19 protein-coding genes are annotated in these 17,723 nt (G+C 66.1%); 8 read left to right on the top strand and 11 right to left on the bottom strand.

The annotated features are described in order from the left end of the window. Window positions 1-4: 4 nt before the first annotated feature. The 3 genes from M2361_RS15750 to M2361_RS15740 all read right to left on the bottom strand — a co-directional run bounded on the left by M2361_RS15750 (window position 5) and on the right by M2361_RS15740 (window position 2,300). On the bottom strand, window positions 5-1,351 hold the full coding sequence (locus M2361_RS15750; protein ID WP_259250449.1) for a HAMP domain-containing sensor histidine kinase: 1,347 nt from the start codon (window positions 1,349-1,351) through the stop codon (window positions 5-7). Then, the gene (locus M2361_RS15745) at window positions 1,348-2,088 is read right to left on the bottom strand and encodes a response regulator (protein ID WP_259250447.1); all 741 of its coding nucleotides are present in this window, start codon (window positions 2,086-2,088) and stop codon (window positions 1,348-1,350) included. The genes M2361_RS15750 and M2361_RS15745 overlap by 4 nt, the downstream gene beginning before the upstream one ends. An 80-nt stretch (window positions 2,089-2,168) precedes the next feature. After that, window positions 2,169-2,300 carry a hypothetical protein gene (locus M2361_RS15740; protein WP_259250445.1) on the bottom strand — a complete coding sequence of 44 codons (132 nt, stop codon included), beginning with the start codon at window positions 2,298-2,300 and terminating at the stop codon, window positions 2,169-2,171. Between the two features lie 175 nt (window positions 2,301-2,475). Here M2361_RS15740 and M2361_RS15735 point away from each other — a divergent pair, with 175 nt between their 5' ends. The 8 genes from M2361_RS15735 (at window position 2,476) to M2361_RS15700 (ending at window position 8,676) form a co-directional block, all read left to right on the top strand. Further along, window positions 2,476-3,165, top strand: coding sequence for a cytochrome c biogenesis CcdA family protein (locus M2361_RS15735; RefSeq protein ID WP_100854370.1), 690 nt, complete (start codon window positions 2,476-2,478; stop codon window positions 3,163-3,165). A gap of 32 nt (window positions 3,166-3,197) precedes the next feature. Then, on the top strand, window positions 3,198-3,737 hold the full coding sequence (locus M2361_RS15730) for a thioredoxin family protein (protein ID WP_259250442.1): 540 nt from the start codon (window positions 3,198-3,200) through the stop codon (window positions 3,735-3,737). A 127-nt stretch (window positions 3,738-3,864) separates the two neighbouring features. Then, window positions 3,865-4,863: a tripartite tricarboxylate transporter substrate binding protein gene (locus M2361_RS15725; RefSeq protein WP_259250440.1), complete on the top strand. Its 999-nt coding sequence runs from the start codon at window positions 3,865-3,867 to the stop codon at window positions 4,861-4,863. A 1-nt stretch (window position 4,864) separates the two neighbouring features. Next, the gene (locus M2361_RS15720; protein WP_404976381.1) at window positions 4,865-5,836 is read left to right on the top strand and encodes a Bug family tripartite tricarboxylate transporter substrate binding protein; all 972 of its coding nucleotides are present in this window, start codon (window positions 4,865-4,867) and stop codon (window positions 5,834-5,836) included. Window positions 5,837-5,872: 36 nt separating this feature from the next. After that, on the top strand, window positions 5,873-6,517 hold the full coding sequence (locus M2361_RS15715) for a flavin reductase family protein (RefSeq protein WP_259250439.1): 645 nt from the start codon (window positions 5,873-5,875) through the stop codon (window positions 6,515-6,517). 37 nt (window positions 6,518-6,554) lie between these two features. Further along, window positions 6,555-7,169: a glutathione S-transferase N-terminal domain-containing protein gene (locus tag M2361_RS15710; RefSeq protein WP_259250437.1), complete on the top strand. Its 615-nt coding sequence runs from the start codon at window positions 6,555-6,557 to the stop codon at window positions 7,167-7,169. A gap of 29 nt (window positions 7,170-7,198) precedes the next feature. Continuing rightward, window positions 7,199-7,813 (top strand): carboxymuconolactone decarboxylase family protein, encoded by a 615-nt coding sequence (locus M2361_RS15705; protein ID WP_259251503.1) that lies wholly within the window; start codon window positions 7,199-7,201, stop codon window positions 7,811-7,813. Beyond that, entirely contained in the window at window positions 7,810-8,676 is an 867-nt protein-coding gene (locus M2361_RS15700; protein WP_259250436.1) for an amidohydrolase, read from the top strand. Before M2361_RS15705 ends, M2361_RS15700 begins: the two co-directional genes overlap by 4 nt. A gap of 21 nt (window positions 8,677-8,697) precedes the next feature. Here the strand turns inward: M2361_RS15700 and M2361_RS15695 are convergent, their stop codons facing one another. From M2361_RS15695 to M2361_RS15660, 8 genes are all read right to left on the bottom strand, one after another. Beyond that, window positions 8,698-9,660 (bottom strand): LysR family transcriptional regulator, encoded by a 963-nt coding sequence (locus M2361_RS15695; RefSeq protein ID WP_259250434.1) that lies wholly within the window; start codon window positions 9,658-9,660, stop codon window positions 8,698-8,700. Window positions 9,661-9,723: 63 nt separating this feature from the next. After that, window positions 9,724-10,695: a tripartite tricarboxylate transporter substrate binding protein gene (locus M2361_RS15690; RefSeq protein ID WP_259250432.1), complete on the bottom strand. Its 972-nt coding sequence runs from the start codon at window positions 10,693-10,695 to the stop codon at window positions 9,724-9,726. 41 nt (window positions 10,696-10,736) lie between these two features. Next, a complete protein-coding gene (locus tag M2361_RS15685) occupies window positions 10,737-13,097 on the bottom strand; it encodes an acyl-CoA dehydrogenase (protein WP_259250429.1) in 2,361 nt (786 codons plus the stop codon). Further along, a complete protein-coding gene (locus tag M2361_RS15680) occupies window positions 13,094-14,317 on the bottom strand; it encodes a CaiB/BaiF CoA-transferase family protein (RefSeq protein WP_259250428.1) in 1,224 nt (407 codons plus the stop codon). The genes M2361_RS15685 and M2361_RS15680 overlap by 4 nt, the downstream gene beginning before the upstream one ends. 9 nt (window positions 14,318-14,326) lie before the next feature. After that, window positions 14,327-15,124, bottom strand: a complete 798-nt coding sequence (locus tag M2361_RS15675; RefSeq protein ID WP_259250426.1) for an enoyl-CoA hydratase/isomerase family protein — start codon at window positions 15,122-15,124, stop codon at window positions 14,327-14,329. Between the two features lie 21 nt (window positions 15,125-15,145). Next, complete coding sequence (locus M2361_RS15670) at window positions 15,146-16,366, bottom strand: CaiB/BaiF CoA-transferase family protein (RefSeq protein ID WP_259250424.1); 1,221 nt, start codon at window positions 16,364-16,366, stop codon at window positions 15,146-15,148. A gap of 136 nt (window positions 16,367-16,502) precedes the next feature. Further along, window positions 16,503-16,667 (bottom strand): hypothetical protein, encoded by a 165-nt coding sequence (locus M2361_RS15665; RefSeq protein ID WP_167400968.1) that lies wholly within the window; start codon window positions 16,665-16,667, stop codon window positions 16,503-16,505. A 70-nt stretch (window positions 16,668-16,737) separates the two neighbouring features. After that, window positions 16,738-17,712 (bottom strand): YdgA family protein, encoded by a 975-nt coding sequence (locus M2361_RS15660; protein WP_259250420.1) that lies wholly within the window; start codon window positions 17,710-17,712, stop codon window positions 16,738-16,740. Window positions 17,713-17,723: the final 11 nt, after the last annotated feature.

The following is a 17,723-nucleotide window of genomic DNA, read 5'->3' as shown; positions in this document are numbered from 1 at the left end:
CTGCTCAAGCCGGTGTGGATGACTGGCGACCCTGCCCCGGTTTCAAGCGCAGCTCCACCGCCAGCCCCCCGCCTTCCCGCGCGCTTAACGTCAGCGTACCGCCCACCACTTCCGCCAACTGCTGCGCAATGGCCAGGCCCAGCCCCGTGCCACCCGTATCGCGGTTGCGCGAGCTTTCAAGGCGATAGAAAGGTTGCAGCACGGCGGCCCGTTCGTGTTCGGGTATGCCGGGGCCACGGTCCAGTACAAAGATCGATACCGCCGTGTCGCCATGCACCGCCACGTCCACTTCAGCCGCGCCCGCGAACTTCAGCGCGTTGTCGATCAAGTTGCCCAGAATCCGCCGCAGCGCATGCGGGCGCGTCATCAGCGGCCCGGCGTGGTCACCGCTCAAGCTGACGGGCTTGCCCGTGTCTTGATAGTCATAGACCAGGCTTTCCAGAAACGCATGCAGGTCCACGCGCGCGGGCGTTTCAACTTTGCCGTGCGCACTGCGTGCGTAGTCGATGCCTTCGCGCACCAGCCTTTCCACTTCGTTCAGGTCCTGCGCCAGCTTGTCGCGGTCGTCCGATGCGTCCATGAACTCGGTGCGCAGTTTCATCCGCGTGATGGGGGTTTGCAGGTCGTGCGAGATGGCGCCCAGTATCTGCATGCGCTCGGCCACGTGGGCGGCGATGCGGGCCTGCATGGCGTTGAACGCGGTGGCGGCGTGCGCCACTTCGGCCGGGCCGCCTTCTTCCAGCAAGGGGCTCTTGGCGTTCGGGTCCAGTGTTTCGGCGGCATGGGCCAGGCGCGTCAGCGGCCGCACTGCAAGCCGCACGGCCAGCCACGCGCAAACGATCAACAGCACCAACTGCACCGCCAGCACCACCAGCAGCCATGGCTCGGGGCGCATCGACGACAGATGGATATCCAGCACCACGGGCTGCCCATCGGACAGCACGACGCGCGCCTGGATGTGCCGGGGGTCGTTCGCCATGGCACGTATGGTCAGCGGGCGCGCGGTGCCCAGTGCTGCTTCGATGGCGTTGGCGGCATTGCGCGCGACGTCCAGCCGCAAGGGTTGATCGGCCTGGCCCTCATCCAGCAGGTACTGGCGGTTCCCGCTGGACAGGCGCGGCAGCCAGGCCGCGCGTTCATCGGCGGGCAGGCGGTCCAACACGTCCATGGCGATGGCGACGTCGCGTTCCAGGTCGCCCAGCATCATGCTCTTGGTGGTGTTGTAGCGTTCGTAGAACAGCGAGGCGAACGACAAGCCATACGCCAGCACCAGGCCGATCAGAAAAATCAGGAACAACCGGGCGACCAGGGTGCCAGGCCAGGCGGAACGCGGGCGGGCGGCGCGGTTCACTCGTTGGCTTCCGACACATCGACCGCCGCCGCGAACACATAGCCCTCGCTGCGCACGGTCTTGATGTAGCGGGGCTCGCGCGCATCTTCGCGCAGGCGTTGACGCAGGCGGCTAACCAGCAGGTCGATCGATCGGCCAAAGAAATCGGCGTCACGGCCTTGGGTCAGGTTCAGCAGTTGATCGCGGTTCAGTACGCGCTGCGGGTGGTCCAGGAACACGCGCAGCAGCCGGTATTCCGCGCCGCTTAGCGACACCACCGTGCCGCTCTCATCCAGCAAGTGGCGCGCGGTGGTGTCCAGCCGCCAGTCGCCGAAGGCGATCTCGCGGCCGGGTTCCGTCACCTGGAAATTGGGCGGGAGCATGCGCGTGCGCCGCAGAATCGCCTTGATGCGGGCCAGCAGTTCGCGCGCCACAAAGGGTTTGACCAGATAATCGTCGGCGCCCATTTCCAGGCCCAGCACGCGGTCCATGTCGTCGCTGCGCGCGGTCAGCAGCAGGATCGGAATGCGGCGGTGCTTGCCGCTGCGCAGTTCGCGGCACAGCACCAGCCCGTCGTCGCCCGGCATCATGATGTCCAGCACGATCAGGTCCACGGACAGGTTTTCCAGCAGCGACCGCATCTGCCGGCCATCGGCCGCCAGCGTAACGGTCAGGCCGTTCTTCTTCAGGAAATTGCCGGCAAGCTCGCGTATTTCACGATCGTCGTCAACGATCATCACGTGATCAATCTGATCCATCTGCGGTGGCCTAAAGGGTGGGGGCGACAGCGCGCGGATGCACACGCGCGGGTAGGCGAATTTTATCCAAGGCGGCGGCGCTAGCGGTCAACCGGGGGCAGCGGGTCGCGGCGCGGCCGGGTATTGGCAATGAGCTGGCATTGGAAGGGCTTGGCGGCTTCGGTGCTGAAACCGCCGAACATCAACAGCAGTACGGCAAGAATGCGCTTCATAAGGGTCTCCGGGGGCAGGGCATGAACGGGTTATAGCGCCGGCCGCCGCCGCAAGTGTGTCGTACTGTGTACGCCCCGGCGGCAGATACATAAGCCAGGAAAAAACACGCAAAGCCGGCACAAGCCGGATACGCGGCGCGGGTGCAATGGGGCCTCTTTCCAAAGGACTTGCCCCATGGACCTGATCAACACCCCCATCGCTTTGCTGGCCGGCATGCTGACCATCGCCTCACCCTGCGTGCTGCCTCTGCTGCCGGTGCTGCTGGGCACCTCGCTGGAGCGCCCGGACCGCTGGCGTCCCCTGTTCGTCGTGTCCGGCTTTGTGCTGGCGTTTGCCGGCCTGGGTATCGCGCTAAGCCTGTTGTCCACCTTGAATGCATCGGTACACGAAGCGGTGCGGTCCACGTCGATCGCGCTGCTGGCGCTGTTCGGCCTGGTGCGCATCTGGCCGCAACCCTACGACCGCCTGATCGCCCGCATCGGCGGCCCCTTGCAGCAGTTGGCCTTCAACGCGGGCGGCTCGGGTAGCGGCAATGCGGGCGGCTTTGTGCTGGGGCTGTCGTTGGGGGCGGTGTGGACGCCCTGCGCCGGCCCGGTGCTGGCGTCGATTCTGGTGCTGGCCGCCAAGGCGCAGAACCTGACGCAGTCCAGCACCTTGTTGTTGATGTTCGCCATCGGCGCGGGCATTCCGATGCTGGTGATCGCCTACGGCGGCCAGGCCATCGCGGCGCGGGTGCGGGGCTTGTCGCGCTACACGCAGCGCTTGCAGCAAGGCTTTGGCGTGCTGCTGATCCTGACCGCCGCCGCCATCTATTTCCAGTACGACATCCTGGCCTACGCCTGGATCAGCAACCTTTTCAACTGACCGTCCCTCACCTCAATTCAAGGAGCATGACCATGTTCGCCACGTTCAAGAAAATCGCGCTGGGCGCGCTGTTGGCCACGTCGCTGGCTGCCTCGGTGATGCCGCTTACCGCGCAGGCCGGCGCCTCCAAACCGACCCCCGCGCCGGAATTCACCGGCATCGAGCATTGGCTCAACAGCGACCCGCTGACGCTGGCGTCGCTGCGCGGCAAGGTGGTGCTGGTGGACTTCTGGACCTACACCTGCATCAACTGCGTGCGCACCTTGCCCTACGTGACAAGCTGGTATCAGAAGTACAAGGACCAGGGGCTGGAGGTGGTGGGCGTGCATACGCCGGAGTTCCCGTTTGAACGGTCCACGCCCAACGTGCAGAAGGCGCTGGAGCGCTTTGGCATCACGTATCCGGTCGCGCAAGACAACCGCTATGCCACTTGGGACGCCTACCGCAACCAGTACTGGCCGGCCTTCTACCTGATCGACAAGCAAGGCCAGATCGTCTACCGCCATTTTGGTGAAGGCAAGTATGCGGAGACGGAGGCTGAGATTCAGCGCTTGTTGGCGCAGCCGGGTTAAGGAAGGCGGCGGGGAGGGGGCGCCGGTACAGCGCCACGCAAAGCAGATATGCGATACCGCGCATAGCGCCGCCCCGGTACGCCGCATACCATGCTCCAAACACAAAAACCCAAGGTTTGGAGACAGCATGAAGATCGCAAGCGCGCTGACGTCGGTCAGCCTGTGGCTGGGTGGGGGGGTGATGGCGTGCGTCGTGGGAATGAGCGCGCCTGCCGTGGCCGGCACCTACCCCGACCATCCCATCAAGCTGGTGGTGCCGTTTCCCGCAGGCGGCGCCACGGACCTGATGGCCCGCGCGCTGGCGCAAGGGCTGGGCGACAAGCTTGGCCAGACCGTCGTGGTGGAAAACCGGGGCGGGGCAGGGGGCGCGATCGGCGCGGAGGCCGTGGCCAGCGCCGCGCCCGACGGCTATACCTTGCTGTATTCGACGATGGGGGTGCTGACCATCAACCCTTCGCTGTACGCCAAATTGCGCTATGACCCGCAGAAGAGCTTCGCGCCGATCACGCTGACCAACCTGACGTCGAACCTGCTGGTGGTGAACCCGGAATTGAACGTGAATTCGGTGGCGGAACTGGCGGCGCTGGCCAAGCGGCGGCCGGGTGAACTGACGTTCAGCTCGTCGGGCAACGGCACCACCAGCCATCTGGCCGGTGAGATGTTCAAGTCGACGGCCGGCGTGGATATCCGCCATATCCCCTACAAGGGCACCTCGGGCGCCATCAACGATTTTCTGGCGGGGCGGATTTCGATGATGATCGACACGTCCTCCAATTTCATCGAACAAGTGAAGCAGGGCAAGGTGCGCGCGCTGGGCGTGACCAGCCGCAAGCGCTTGCCGGTGCTGCCGGATGTGCCGTCGATTTCGGAAGCGCCGGGCTTCTCGACGTATGAAGTCAGCTTGTGGTCAGGCGTGCTGGCGCCGGCGGGAACGCCCCGCGCGGTGATCGACAAGCTGAACCAGGACATTGGCGCGGTGATGCAGTCGCCGCAGATGGTCGAGCGCATGGCGGGTTACGGCATCCAGACTACGCACAGCACGCCCGAAGCCTTCGCCGCCCAGATCAAGACGGACACGGTGAAGTGGGCACCGGTGATCAAGCAGTCCGGCGCTCGGGAAGACTGACATGACATCCATGATCCGATCCCTGCTGATAGCCGCAAGCTTGACGGCCGCCGTGGCGATGCCCGCCGCCCAGGCCGAGTACCCTGAACGCCCCTTGACCCTGATCAACCCCTACGCGGCGGGCGGCCCCGCCGACGTCGTGGCGCGCAGCCTGGGCCGCGCGCTGGAAAAAAGTCTGGGCCAGCCAGTAGTGGTGGAAAACAAGCCGGGCGGCGGCGCATCCATCGGCACGGGGTTTGTGGCCCGAGCCAAGCCTGACGGCTACACGTTGCTGTTGGGCACCTCCGCCGGCCACGTGGTGACGCCCTTGATGCAGAAGACGCCCTATGACGGCGTGGACGGCTTTGCCTTTTGCTCGGTGGTGGCGGTGCAACCCATCATGCTGGTGGTGAACCCCTCGCGCGGCATCCGCGACGTGGCGACCCTGCTGGCGCGCGCCAAGGCCGAACCCGGCAAGCTCAGCTATGGCTCGGCGGGGGTGGGCGGCGCCACGCACCTGGGCGCCGAACTGTTTCAGCAGGCCGCGCATGTGCGGTTGAATCACATTCCCTACGCCGGCGCATCGCCCGCCATCAATGACGTGGTGGGCGGGCAGATCGACCTGGCCATGCTGAACCTGTCGGCCAGCTTGCCGTTCATCCGCCAGGGGCGCTTGATTGCCTTGGCCTACGCGGCCGACAAGCGTTCGGCGCTATTGCCGGACGTGCCCACGCTGGCCGAAGCGGGCGTGCCGGGCGCGCAGGCCGCTACGTGGTACAGCCTGGCCGCGCCTGCCGGCACGCCGCCCGACATCGTGCAGCGCCTGAGCAGCGCCGTGCGCGCCGTCAACGATGACCCTGATTACCGCCGCGTCATGCAAGAGCAGGCGATTGAGCTGATGTCGCTGACCCCGGCCGACGCCGATGCCTACGTCCGCCGCGATCGTGCCGACATGCAGCGGCTGCTGAGCTCGCTGGGGCTGCTGGCAAAATGACACGACCTTCCGCCATTCACGCCAGACGATGCCGCCATGAACTTTGATTTCAGCCAACTGGCGTCGGCCGACGCCTTCAAGCTGCTGTCCAGCGTGGTTGTGCCACGCCCGATCGCCTGGGTGGTCAGCCAATCGGCGCGCGGTGAGCTGAACGCCGCGCCCTTCTCATTTTTCAACGTGGTCAGCAGCGACCCGCCCATCGTGGCGTTGGGCATCGGCCCGCGCGGTGGGCAGTTGAAGGACACGTCGCGCAACATCCTGGACACGGGCGAATTCGTGATCAATCTGGTGTCGGCCGAACTGGCTCAACAGATGAATCGCACCAGCCTGGACTACGACGCCAGCGTCAATGAATTGGTGCGCGCGGGGCTCTCCACCGCGCCCTCGCAGATCGTGGCACCGCCCCGCATCGCGCAAAGTCCTGCGGCGTTGGAATGCAAGGTGTGGCAGGTGATTGAGGCCGCGCCGCAGCGCGTGATTGTGCTGGCGCGCGTGGTGGGCATGTATCTGCGCGACGACGCGCTGTTGAACCGCGAGCGCTTTCACGTGGATACCCCCGCGCTGGGACTGCTGGGTCGCATGCATGGCGCGGGCTGGTACGCGCACACGACCGACCTGTTTCAGATGCTGACGCCGGACGCGGCCAACGACCCGTCGGTGCGCCCGCCCCAAGGCCATTGACGCGCGTCGCGGCGCTTAACAAACAAGGAGCTAGACGATGAAGTTGCATTGGTCGCCCAGATCGCCATTTGTGCGCAAGGTGATGATCGTTCTGTATGAAACCGGCATCGAAGGCCAGGTCGAACTGGTTCGCACGCCGGTCGCGATGGACAAGCCCAATCTGGACCTGGTGGCGGACAATCCCTTGATCAAGCTGCCCACCTTGGTGCTGGACGACGGGACTGCCTTGTATGACTCGCGGGTGATCTGCGCCTACTTGAACGGGCTGGCTGGGGGTCGCTTGCTACCAGCGGACGCCGCCGCGCGTCTGGTAGCCGAACGCCGCCAGGCGCTGGGTGATGGCTTTCTGGATGCCTTGCTGCTGTTCCGGCAAGAGCGCAACAAACCTGTGGAAAAGCAGACGGTGGCGTGGCTGGACGCTTTCGCGCTGAAGGTGCGCGCCGTGCTGGCCGCGCTGGAAGCGGAAGCGCCCGCGCTGGCGGCAAGCGATTTCGACCTGGGCGTGATCGCCATCGGCTGCGCCCTGTCGTACATGGACTATCGTTTTCCGGATATCGACTGGCGCGCCGGGCACCCTCAGCTTGCCGCGTGGCACCAGGGCTTTTGCGCCCGCCCGTCGGTGGCGCGCAGCCAGCCCGACGAAACGCCGTGAATTCTGCATTCCCCGAACCAAGGATGATGATGAGCCGTATCCCGCTGCCTTCTCCCGACAACATGACCGACGACCAGAAGCGCGTGTACGAGAAAATCGTCTCGGGTCCGCGCGGGCGTCTGGTCGGCCCCTTGCGCGCGGCGCTGCACAGCCCTGAACTTGCTGAGCGCTGGCAGGCGCTGGGCGCCTTGCTGCGTTTCGGCACCAGCCTGCCGCCCCGCGTCAGCGAACTGGCCATTGTGGTGACCGCGCGCCGTTGGAACAGCCAGATCGAATGGCATATCCACGCGCAGGCGGCGCGCGCGGCGGGTATCGCGGATGCGGTGCTGGACGCAATCCAGTCGCGCGCAACCCCGTCGTTCGACTCGCGCGACGACGAGGTGGTCTACGAATTCGCACGGCAGCTACAGGAAACCGGCCAGGTGGATCCTGCACTGTATGCCGAGGCGGTGGCGCGCTGGCAGGCCGTGGGGGTGGTGGAACTGACGGCGGTGATCGGCTACTACACCATGGTGTCCATGACATTGAACGCGCACGAGATCCCGATGCCTGACGATGCGCCCGCGCCGCTGGATACCCCACGGCAAGCGGACCAGCCCGTGCTTAGCACCCTGGCCCCGCTACCCAAGAAGGGGCAGCCATGAACGCCGAAATGCCGCGCATGCCCGTCACGCCCAAGCACACGCTGCCCGCGCTGGCCTGCGATGCGCACTGCCACGTGTTCGGCCCCTATGACCGCTTTCCCTTGCAGCACCCGTCGTCCTACGCGGCGCCGGATGCGCCCGTGGCGCGTTACCTGCAAATGCTGGACACGCTGGGTGCGGCGCGCGGGGTGCTGGTGCAGCCCGCGCCTTATGGCGTGAATCCGGCGGCGCTGCTGGATGCCTTGGCGCAAGGCCGTGACCGCTTGCGCGGCATTGCGGTGGCCGACCCGTCGGTCAGCGACGCGCAGTTGCAGGCCATGGTGGATGGCGGTGTGCGCGGATTGCGTTTTCTGGAAGCGCGCGACCCCGCGGGCAATCTCTTTCCCGGCAGCGTGGGCTTTGGCCAGATCGCCGCGCTGGCGCCGCGCATGAAGCAGTTCGGTCTGCATGCGCAGCTGTGGGCGCCATGCGATGCCTATGTGCAGCACCTGCCGGCCCTGGCCGCCTTGGATCTGCCGATTGTCATTGATCACCTGGGTAGCCTCGTGCCGGCGCGAGGTGCCGAAGACGCCGCGTTTCAACTGCTGCGCGGCCTGCTTGCCGATGGCCGCATCTGGATGAAATTGACGCTATGCCGGGTGGGCGCCGCGCCCGACTACGACAACGCGCGCTTCATCCACGACGCGTTCACCGCCGCCAACCCCGATCAACTGCTGTGGGGGTCGGATTGGCCGTTTGTGCGCATGGGCGCATCGGCGCCGTCGGCCGATGCCTTGGTGGACGTTGCCTATGAATGGCTGGGCAATGACCGCCTACGCAAGAAGGTGTGGGTGGACAACCCGGCGCGGCTATACGGCTTTTGATTGCCTAGGGTTTGGCAAGGCTCAGGGGCTGGCGTGCCAGACCCCTTCGCCGCCGATCTCCCGCACCAGGGTTTCGATCTGCGCCGCCACTTCCATCACCGTGCGCCCCGGCCCCTTGGACCGTGAGAACGCCATGGAAATGATGCGCCCCATGCTGGGATCGCGCAGCGCCGCAATGCTCAGGCGGCCTTCCTGCACTTCCTGCCACACGGCGTGCAGGGGCAGCACGGTGTACATGTGTTCATGTTCCACAATCGACTTCATCAGCGGCAGCGAGTCCGCTTCGATGAGCGGCGCAATGGTGATCTTGCGCGCCCGCGCCAGGCCGTCCAGCGCGTTGCGCAAGCCATTGGGGGCGCCCGGCAAAATGAAGGGCAGGCCATTGAGCTGGTCGAACGTGACTTCGCCGGACTGCGTACGCGCATCGCCCGCCGCGCCCACCAGATACGAATCCACATAGGCCAGCGCCTGTTCGCCCGGCGGGCATTTGTCGCCATACCGGTACAGGATGGCGATGTCCACGCGGCTGTCCGTCAACCACTCTTCGATCTGGCCGCTGGAGCCCTCAAGTATCTTCAGGTGAACCTTGGGGAAGTTTTTGCGCAAGCGCGAGAACAGGCGGCGGATGAGGGGATGCGCGGTGGACGGCAGCAGCCCCAGCGTGACCTCGCCGGCCGGCTCGCGGGCCTGGCCGTTCAGCTCGAGCTCCAGGCGTTCGGCGTCGCCCAGCAAGGTCTGCACCAAGGGGAACAGGCGTTCGCCCACCTCGGACAAATGCACGCCACGCCCCGTGCGGTTGAAGAGCCGCGCGTTGCACTCGCGTTCCAGGGCGTTGATGCGGCGGCTGAGCACCGATTGGTCCTGGTCCAGATAGAGCGCGGCGCGCGTGATGCTGCCCAGCTCTGCAATGGCAAGGAATGCCCGCCATTTGTGCAGGTCGGCGGTAAGGTCCAGGCTCAGGCCGGTGGCTTTGGCGGAGGGCATGTTGGCAGGGCTAGGGTCGCAGGAAGGAACGCATAAGCGTACGGCAAAGCGCGGGGGTTCGGGTCATTCCACGCCCAGCTTGCCGCGCCGGATCACATCGCCCCATTTCTTGGATTCCGATTCCATTAGCGCGCGGTACTGGTCCGGCGTGGTGGCGGCCGGCATGGCGCCCTGGTCGATCATCTTTTGCCGCAACGTCGGGTCTGCCAATGATTTGGCGATGGCGTCCGCCATCTTGTCCACGATGTCCTTGGGCGTGCCCGTGGGCGCGATGATGCCGTAGTTGGATTCCACGATCACGCCGGGAAAGCCCGCTTCGCGCGTGGTGGGCACGTCCGGCAGGCCTTCGAAGCGCTCGGGGCTGGCAACCGCCAGGGCGCGCAGCTTGCCCGCCTTGATGAAGCCCAGGGCCGCCGACGCATCGCCGGGAAACATCTGCACCTCGTTGGACAGCAGGGCCGTGACGGCGGGGGCGGCGCCCTTGTAGGGCACATGCATGATGTCGATGCCCGTCTGCTGCTTCAGCAGTTCGCCGCCCAGATGTGGGGTGGTGACGTTGCCGGCGGAGCCGTAGTTGTACTTGCCCGGGTGCTGCTTGGCGCTGCTGACGAAGGCCGCCAGCGTCTTGTCGGGCAGGGAAGGGTTCACCATGATCACCTGCGGAATACGGGCCACCAACGACACGTACTGGATGCTGCCGACGTCGTAAGGCACCTTCATGACGTGCGGCAGGCCGGTGATGGCGCCCGGCACGCCAAAGCCGAAGGTGTTGCCGTCCGGCGTGGCCCGCACCGTGGCGTCCACGCCGATGGTGCCGCTGGCGCCCGCCTTGTTCTCGATCACGATGGTCTGGCCCAATCGTTGGCCCAGCGCCGGCGCCAGCAGCCGCGCCAGGTTGTCCACCGAGCCGCCAGGCGGATACGGCACGATCAGCCGGATGGGCTGGCTGGGCCAGGGTTGCGCGGCCTGCGCCATGGGCGCAAGCGCCGCGCCCAGCAATACCGCAGCCACCGTCAGTGCGGGTGCTCTTTTCATTGTCTCTCTCCTGATGGCGCCCAAGCGTAGGCGCGCTGTTGTTATGCGCCGTCCAGACCCAGGACCTGTTTGGCGTAGATGTTGCGTTGAATCTCGTTGGTGCCGCTGAAGATGGTGGCGGCCAGCGCGTTGACATAGGGCGCCAGCGCGTGGACGCCGCCATGGCCATAACCCAGCCGCATTTCCACGCCGCCGTATTCCTCGGCAATCTGGATCAGCAGCGCGCCCAGCCGTTCATGGGTTTCGGTGGCCCAGATTTTCAGCAAGGAAAGTTCCGGCGGCAGCGGGCGCCCGGCCCGCGCCATGTCGGCGAACACGCGGTACATGGCCGTCAGGTCGGCGGTGTCCAGCCGCAGCTCGGCCAGCCGGTCGGTGAACGCGGGGTCGGTCAGCAGGCCGCGTTGCCGTGCCACGCTGAAGATCTGTTGCAGCGCATGGCTGGCATGCTTGGGGCTGCCCGAGAACAGCCGTTCAAAGCCCAACAGCGCCTTGGCGATGCCCCAACCGGCATTCAGTTCGCCCACCAGGTTCGCGCGCGGCACACGCACCTGGTCAAAGAACACTTCGCAAAATTCCTCGTGGCCGGACAGCGTCCGGATGGGGCGTCGGCTGACGCCGGGGCTGGCCAGGTCAACCAGCAGGAAGCTGATGCCCGCCTGCTTTTTGACGGTCTTGTCGGTGCGCACCAGCATGAACATGTGGGTGGCGTCCTGCGCCAGCGTGGACCATGTCTTCTGCCCTGTGACGACAAGGTCGTCGCCATCGATCACCGCCTCGCAGCGCAAGGCCGCCAGGTCCGACCCGGCGTCGGGCTCTGAATAGCCCTGCGCCCAGACGGCTTCGCCCGACAGAATGCCCGGCAGGAAGCGTGCCCGCTGCTCGTCGGTGCCGTAACGGATAAGGATGGGGCCCAGCATTACCAGCCCCTGGTCGGGCGCGCGCGCCACGCCGTAGCGTTCAGCTTCTTCGATGAAGGCGATCTGCCGCGCGGGTGACAGCGCCATGCCCCCGTGTTCCCGCGGCCACGACGGGGCAATCCACCCTTGGCGCGACAAGATGTAGTACCAGTTCTTGATCTCGTCCCAATGCAGGCGCCACGGCACATGGCGCAAGTGAGCGGGATAACGCGCGCGGAAGAAGCGGCGCAAGAGGGCGCGGAAGTCGTCTTCCGGCATGGCGTTCCAGTCTGCCTCGCGGGGAAATTCCGCGTGGGAGTCATCCTGCACAGGCGCGTCATCGGAAGAGGGCGACGGGTCTTCGGCCAGCGCGCCATAGCGTTGCCGATGGGCGGTGGCATTGCCCAGCCAGGCGGACAGATGCAGCGCGTTGCGAAAGTACAGGCTGACGTCGCATTCCTCGGTGTAGCCGATGGCGCCGTGTAGCTGAATGGCCAGGCGTGACGCTTCCAGGCTGGCGCGCGCCGCGCGTGCCTTGACCCGGCTGGCCACGATCTTGCGCGTGGTGGCATCAGGCGGCTGCGTCATCGCGGCCGGCGTGTCGCACAGCGTGTTCAGTGCATCTTGCAAACTATTGGCCGCCAGCTCCACTTGCATGACGGCGTCCACCAAGCGGTGCTGCAAGGCCTGAAATGATGACAGCGGCTTGCCGAACTGATGGCGCGTATTCAGATAGGCGACCGTATCGGCCAGCACTTGCCGCGCCAGGCCGATCATTTCGGCCGACTGCATCAGCCGGCCGTAGTCCAGCGCAGCGTCAACGGCGTCCAACACATCGTGGCGGGCAAGCAAGGCTTGCGCGGGCACCACGGCGGCTTCGATGCTCAGGTGGCAAGCGGGGGTGCCGTCGGCGCGCGCATGCGCTTGCAGGGTCAGGCCGGGCGTGCCGGCTTCCAGGTAGAACAGCGCGGTGCCCTGTTCGCCGTCCGCCGTTACCAGCCAGCCGTCCACGCCATCGCCGGGAATGACGTGGCGCTTTTCGCCGTTCAGCACGTATGTGCCTTCGCGCGCCGTGACGCTGACGCCGAAGACGCCCGCGGCTTCGCCGGCTTCCAACTGGCCTTCGGTTTCTTGCCAAGCCACGCCGATGATGCGCGCACCGCTGCACAGGTCTTGCAGCAGGGTGTCGCGCAACGCCGACCCTGGCATGGCGTCGATGTGCGCCAGCAGCGTGGCGGCAAGCACGCCGGCGCCCACCAGCGGCTCGGGCAATTGCGCGCGTCCGGCTTCCTCCATCACCGCCGCCATCGCGTGCCAACCCAGGCCCAGCCCGCCCAGAGACTCGGGCACGCTCATGCCCAGCCAACCCACGTTGGCTATGTCGCGCCAGTAGTCGCGGTCGATCCCGCTTGCCGTGCGCTTGCGTTGCCGCTGATCACGGCGCGAAAGAAAGTCGCGCGCGCTGTCGCGGATCTCTTCGATCAGCGCGTGGTCAACGGTGCTCATACGATGCCCTCGGCGTGCAGGCGCGCGATCTCGTCGTCGGACAGGCCCAGTTCACCGCGCAGCACCGCCGCCGTGTGTTCGCCCAACATCGGCGGCGGCAGGCCGGGTGCGATCGGCGTTGCCGAAAAATGAATCGGGTTGTTGATGACGGGCATGTCGCCCAGTTCGGGATGCAAGACGCTGCCCAGGACCTTGCGGTGCCGCACCTGCGGGTCTTCGAATACCTGATCCATCGTGTAGATCGGGCCGCAAGGCACGTTGGCGGCCGCCAGCGCGTCATTCCATTCGCTGACGGTGCGCGCCAGCATGGCCGGCTCGATCAGGCGCGACAGGTCCGCTTGCGCGGCGGCGCGCTGCGGGTTGCTGACAAAGCGCGGGTCATCGGCCAAGTCCGGCAGGCCGATGACCGCGCAGAAGCTGCGAAACTGCGAGTCGTTGCCCACGGCCACCATCAGGTGGCCATCGCGGCAGGCAAAGGCGCGAAACGGCGCGGTGATCTGCGAGGAAGAGCCCATGCGCGCGGGCAGTTTTCCGCTGGCAAGGTAGTTCATGCCGATGTGTGAAATGGCGGCGATCTGCGCATCCAGCAGCGCCAGGTCGATATGCTGGCCCACGCCAGACACCTGGTCTCGATGGCGCAACGCCGCCAGGATGGCCGCCACGGCGTAGAAACCCGCCGTCAGGTCCGACACCGAATAGCCGGCCTTCACGGGGCCGGCGCCCGGCTCGCCATCGGGCACGCCGGTGACGCTCATCAAGCCGCTCATGGACTGGAAGATGGGGTCGTAGCCGGGCAGGTGGCTATAGGGGCCGGTCTGGCCGAAGCCGGTGATCGAGCAGTACACCAGCCGGGGGTTGATCGCGGACAGCGATGCGTAGTCGAGCCCGTAGCGGCGCAGGTCACCGGCCTTGAAATTTTCGATCACGATGTCGGCGCCTTGCGCCAAGCGGTGGATCAAGGCTTGCCCTTCAGGCCGAGAGATATCGATCGTCAGGGATTTCTTGCCACGGTTCATCGCCACGAATGAAGAGGTCTGCGCGCTGGGTTCACCCTTGCGGTCGGGCATCGGGTAGCCCTGATGCCGCACGTCGTCGCCCCGGCCCGGGCGTTCCACCTTGATGACGTCGGCGCCAAAGTCCGCCAGCATCTGCGCCGCCCAGGGGCCGGAGAACACACGGCTCAGATCCAGGACTTTCACGCCCTCCAATGCTCCGTTCATGACGACTCCTTATTTGCCCTGGAACACGGGCGCGCGCTTTTCCAGGAAGGCGCGGCGCGCTTCCTGGGCGTCTTCGGTCTTGGCGATGGCGGCGGTCATGTCCTGTTCGTACCGGTAGCCGTCGCGCAGGCTCATGTCTTCGATGGCGTTCAGCGTCTGCTTGGCCAGCACGCTGGCCAGGGGGCTCTTGGACGCGAGCTCGTGCGCCAGTTCCAGGGCGCGGTCCATCAAGGCCTCGGCAGGCACGGACGCTTCAACGATGCCCAGCCGATAGAGCTCGTCGCCATCCACGCGCAAGCCCGTCAGCATCATTCTGCGCAGGCGCGAATGGCCGAACAGGCGCATGCCATGGCGTCCGCCTCCCAGCAGGCCGACGTTGATTTCCGGCAGGCCCACGACCGCCGTGGACGCGGCCAGCAAGATGTCGCAAGAGGCCACGATGGCCAGACCCGCGCCCAGCGCCGCGCCGTTGATCGCGCCGACGACCGGCTTGGCGCATTCACGGATCGCATGAAAGCACTCGCGGGTGCGGCGTGAATGCTGCGGCAGATCTCCCGGGCCCTTGATGGTGGCGGCGCGGTTCTTCAAGTCCGCGCCCGCGCAGAACGTCTTGCCTTGCCCGGACAGCACCACGGCGCGCACGTCGGGGGTTTCAGAAATGCGGTCCAGCACCCAGGACAACTCGTTCATCATCTCGGTGCTCAGGGCGTTCACGGGCGGGTTGGCCAGCAGGATGACGGCCACGCCGTTGTCCACGGTGACGTCCAGCGCGGTGTAGGGGCCGGTCAGGTTTTCAGGCAGGGTCATGGTCCAGAGTCTCCGTCTTGTTCAAATGATCTTGCGCTGGCGCAAGTCCTGGATCTGTTCCGTGCTGAGGCCCAGTTCCGCCAGCACGTCAGCGGTGTGTTGGCCCAGCAGCGGGGGGGCGCGGTCCGCCCGCAGATCCGCCGTGGCGAAGCGCAAGGGGTTCATCACTTGCGGCACCGTGCCGGCGGCCGGGTGCGGCAGGCGGCGCAGCATGGCGCGGTGCGCCACCTGCGGGTCGTCGAACACTTCGGGAACGGTGTTGATGGACCCTGCCGGCACGCCGGCATCCTTAAGTGCCGCCAACCAGTGCGCGCGCGGTTGCGCGACGATGATGGCGTCCAGGATCGGGTCCAGCGTGGCTTGATTGGTCACGCGCTGGCTGTTGCTGACGTAGCGGGGGTCTTGCGCCAGTTCGGGCTTGCCCAGCACGCGGCACAGGGTGGCGAACTGCGCGTCGTTGCCGACCACGATGACGATGTCGCCATCGGCGCAGGCGAAGGTGCGCTGCGGCTGGATGTTCGGGTGCGCGGTGCCGGTGCGGCGCGGCACGCGGTTGCCCAACAGGAAGTTCATGGCCTGGTTCGCCAAGAGGCCGACCTGCACGTCCAGCATGGCGACGTCAATGTATTCGCCCTGGCCCGTTCGCGAGCGCCGCAGCAAGGCGGCGACGATGCCCAGCGCGGCGTACACGCCGGTGGTGAGGTCCACGATGGGCACGCCCACTTTCTGCGGGCCGCCGCCGGGCTTGTCATCGCGTTCGCCCGTTACGCTCATCAGGCCGCCCATGGCCTGGATCAGGAAATCGTAGGCCGGCTCGGCGGCGCGCGGGCCGGTCTGCCCAAAGCCCGTGACCGAGCAATACACCAGGCGCGGGTTGATCTTCGACAGGGAGTCATAGTCCAGCCCCAGCCGCGCCAGGGTGCCGACCTTGTAGTTCTCAAGCACCACGTCCGCGTCACGGCACAGGTCCTTGACCAGCGCCTGCCCTTCAGGCGTCTGCAGGTCCAGCGTGATGGAGCGTTTGCCACGGTTGGTGGCGATGAAGTAGGCGCCGTCGCTGGTGTCCTGGCCCTGTTCGTCCTTCAGGAACGGAGGCCCCCAGGAGCGGGTGTCGTCGCCCAGGCCCGGCCGCTCGACCTTGATGACGTCCGCACCCAGATCGGCCAGGATCTGGCTGGCCCAGGGGCCGGCCAGAATGCGGCTCAGGTCCAGCACTTTCACGTTTGATAACAGCGGCTGCAAAGCCTTCTCCTTGACTCCTGTTGTGTGCAGGTAGTCTAGGATTTCCGGCTTGCGGCGGGATGCACCCGCCGCACAAAGCTGTTATGCGTTTCGCGCACCGCCAAGGGCGGCGGCGCGGGGCGGATTGAGGAAAGTCTTAGCGACCCGTATCCGGATAGTTCGGACCCGCGTCGTGAAAGCCGCCTTCACTGTAGGGATTGACGGCGCCGGGGTGGGGCGGGCCGCCCGGGCCGGAGGTGCAGCCGCTTATCACCACGGCGCTTGCCAGCAGGGCAAGCAAACGAATCAATGAGGGTGTCATGTCAGTCTCCCGCGGCTGCGCCTTGGCAAGCGCGTCGTACGCAGCGTGTGCGGAAGATTATAGGCGCCGCTCAGTTCTCAAGCGTGGGCGCGAGCAGGGCGAAGACCTTGCTTTGGTTGTTGGCGCTGGACAGCAATTCGGCGATCGACACGCCGTTGCGGGGATTCAGGGTCAGGGCAATGGTCCGCTTGTCTCCGCTGGCGAAGCGGGCAAGAGCTTGGCAGGCGTCGTCGTTGTCGTCGAAACCGGCCAGGGACTTTTGGTCCTCGCAACGCTTTTGGCTGTCGCTGACCAGCTTGTCGAACTGCTTGGCGCGCTGCTTGTCCGGGTTGCCTTCGCCCGGTTCGGCGGTGAGGTTATAGCGCTTGAAGAGTTCCACGCTGCGTTGGACGTAGCCGTCGTCCTTCACGGACAGGCTGCCGGACTTGATGCGCAGTTCCGCCAAGGGCGCCAACTTGCGGTCGATGCGGCCCATGCCCATCATGCCCATCATGGCCAGCCCGACCAGCGCGTCGCGGTCTTCCGCCAAGGACACCGCGCCGTTGACCCGTTCCAGGCTCAATGCCAATTCGGCGTTCAGCGCCTCGGGTTGTTCCAGGGTCAATTGCAGTTCAGCGTTGTCGTCGTCACGCTGGTAGTCCCAGCGCACCCGCAGGTTGGCGGGCGGCAGGTCCAGCTTGCCGGCGCGGCGGGCCAGGTCTGTCTGGCTAAGCACGCTGGTGCCGTTGGGCAGGGCAGCGCCTTCGATCGTGACGTCGCCGCTGCGGCGGTCGCTGGTGTTGCGCAGGCCGCTGATCTTGACGGTGTCGATCAGGGCGATGGGCGAGCCCGCCGGGCCGACCGTCACCTGTTTCAGTTTGGCGGACCCGAAGGGCGACGCCGAAATGCTCTGCCAGCGCACCATGTCGCGCTGGCCCGTCTTGTCCAGCAGCGCCACGATTTCGTCTTCCGCCTTGCCAGAGGCGTAGGCGCCCAAGCCCCACCATGCGCAGGCCAGCACCACGACGACACCGCCTGCGATCAGGCCATTCTTTTGTTTGATCATTGGGTTGCTCG

The organism is Achromobacter sp. JUb104, from assembly GCF_024806975.1.
Taxonomy (GTDB): Bacteria; Pseudomonadota; Gammaproteobacteria; order Burkholderiales; family Burkholderiaceae_B; genus Achromobacter; species Achromobacter spanius.
The sequence above is the reverse complement of the archived record's forward strand: the minus strand, read 5'-3'. Positions and strand labels throughout refer to the sequence as shown.

Bases quoted from the DNA above. Each gene is read 5' to 3' on its own strand.
- M2361_RS15745 (WP_259250447.1), bottom strand. From the start codon at position 2,088: ATGGATCAGATTGATCACGTGATGATCGTTGACGACGATCGTGAAATA.
- M2361_RS15740 (WP_259250445.1), bottom strand. From the start codon at position 2,300: ATGAAGCGCATTCTTGCCGTACTGCTGTTGATGTTCGGCGGTTTCAGC.
- M2361_RS15735 (WP_100854370.1), top strand. From the start codon at position 2,476: ATGGACCTGATCAACACCCCCATCGCTTTGCTGGCCGGCATGCTGACC.
- M2361_RS15730 (WP_259250442.1), top strand. From the start codon at position 3,198: ATGTTCGCCACGTTCAAGAAAATCGCGCTGGGCGCGCTGTTGGCCACG.
- M2361_RS15725 (WP_259250440.1), top strand. From the start codon at position 3,865: ATGAAGATCGCAAGCGCGCTGACGTCGGTCAGCCTGTGGCTGGGTGGG.
- M2361_RS15720 (WP_404976381.1), top strand. From the start codon at position 4,865: ATGACATCCATGATCCGATCCCTGCTGATAGCCGCAAGCTTGACGGCC.
- M2361_RS15715 (WP_259250439.1), top strand. From the start codon at position 5,873: ATGAACTTTGATTTCAGCCAACTGGCGTCGGCCGACGCCTTCAAGCTG.
- M2361_RS15710 (WP_259250437.1), top strand. From the start codon at position 6,555: ATGAAGTTGCATTGGTCGCCCAGATCGCCATTTGTGCGCAAGGTGATG.
- M2361_RS15705 (WP_259251503.1), top strand. From the start codon at position 7,199: ATGAGCCGTATCCCGCTGCCTTCTCCCGACAACATGACCGACGACCAG.
- M2361_RS15700 (WP_259250436.1), top strand. From the start codon at position 7,810: ATGAACGCCGAAATGCCGCGCATGCCCGTCACGCCCAAGCACACGCTG.
- M2361_RS15695 (WP_259250434.1), bottom strand. From the start codon at position 9,660: ATGCCCTCCGCCAAAGCCACCGGCCTGAGCCTGGACCTTACCGCCGAC.
- M2361_RS15690 (WP_259250432.1), bottom strand. From the start codon at position 10,695: ATGAAAAGAGCACCCGCACTGACGGTGGCTGCGGTATTGCTGGGCGCG.
- M2361_RS15685 (WP_259250429.1), bottom strand. From the start codon at position 13,097: ATGAGCACCGTTGACCACGCGCTGATCGAAGAGATCCGCGACAGCGCG.
- M2361_RS15680 (WP_259250428.1), bottom strand. From the start codon at position 14,317: ATGAACGGAGCATTGGAGGGCGTGAAAGTCCTGGATCTGAGCCGTGTG.
- M2361_RS15675 (WP_259250426.1), bottom strand. From the start codon at position 15,124: ATGACCCTGCCTGAAAACCTGACCGGCCCCTACACCGCGCTGGACGTC.
- M2361_RS15665 (WP_167400968.1), bottom strand. From the start codon at position 16,667: ATGACACCCTCATTGATTCGTTTGCTTGCCCTGCTGGCAAGCGCCGTG.
- M2361_RS15660 (WP_259250420.1), bottom strand. From the start codon at position 17,712: ATGATCAAACAAAAGAATGGCCTGATCGCAGGCGGTGTCGTCGTGGTG.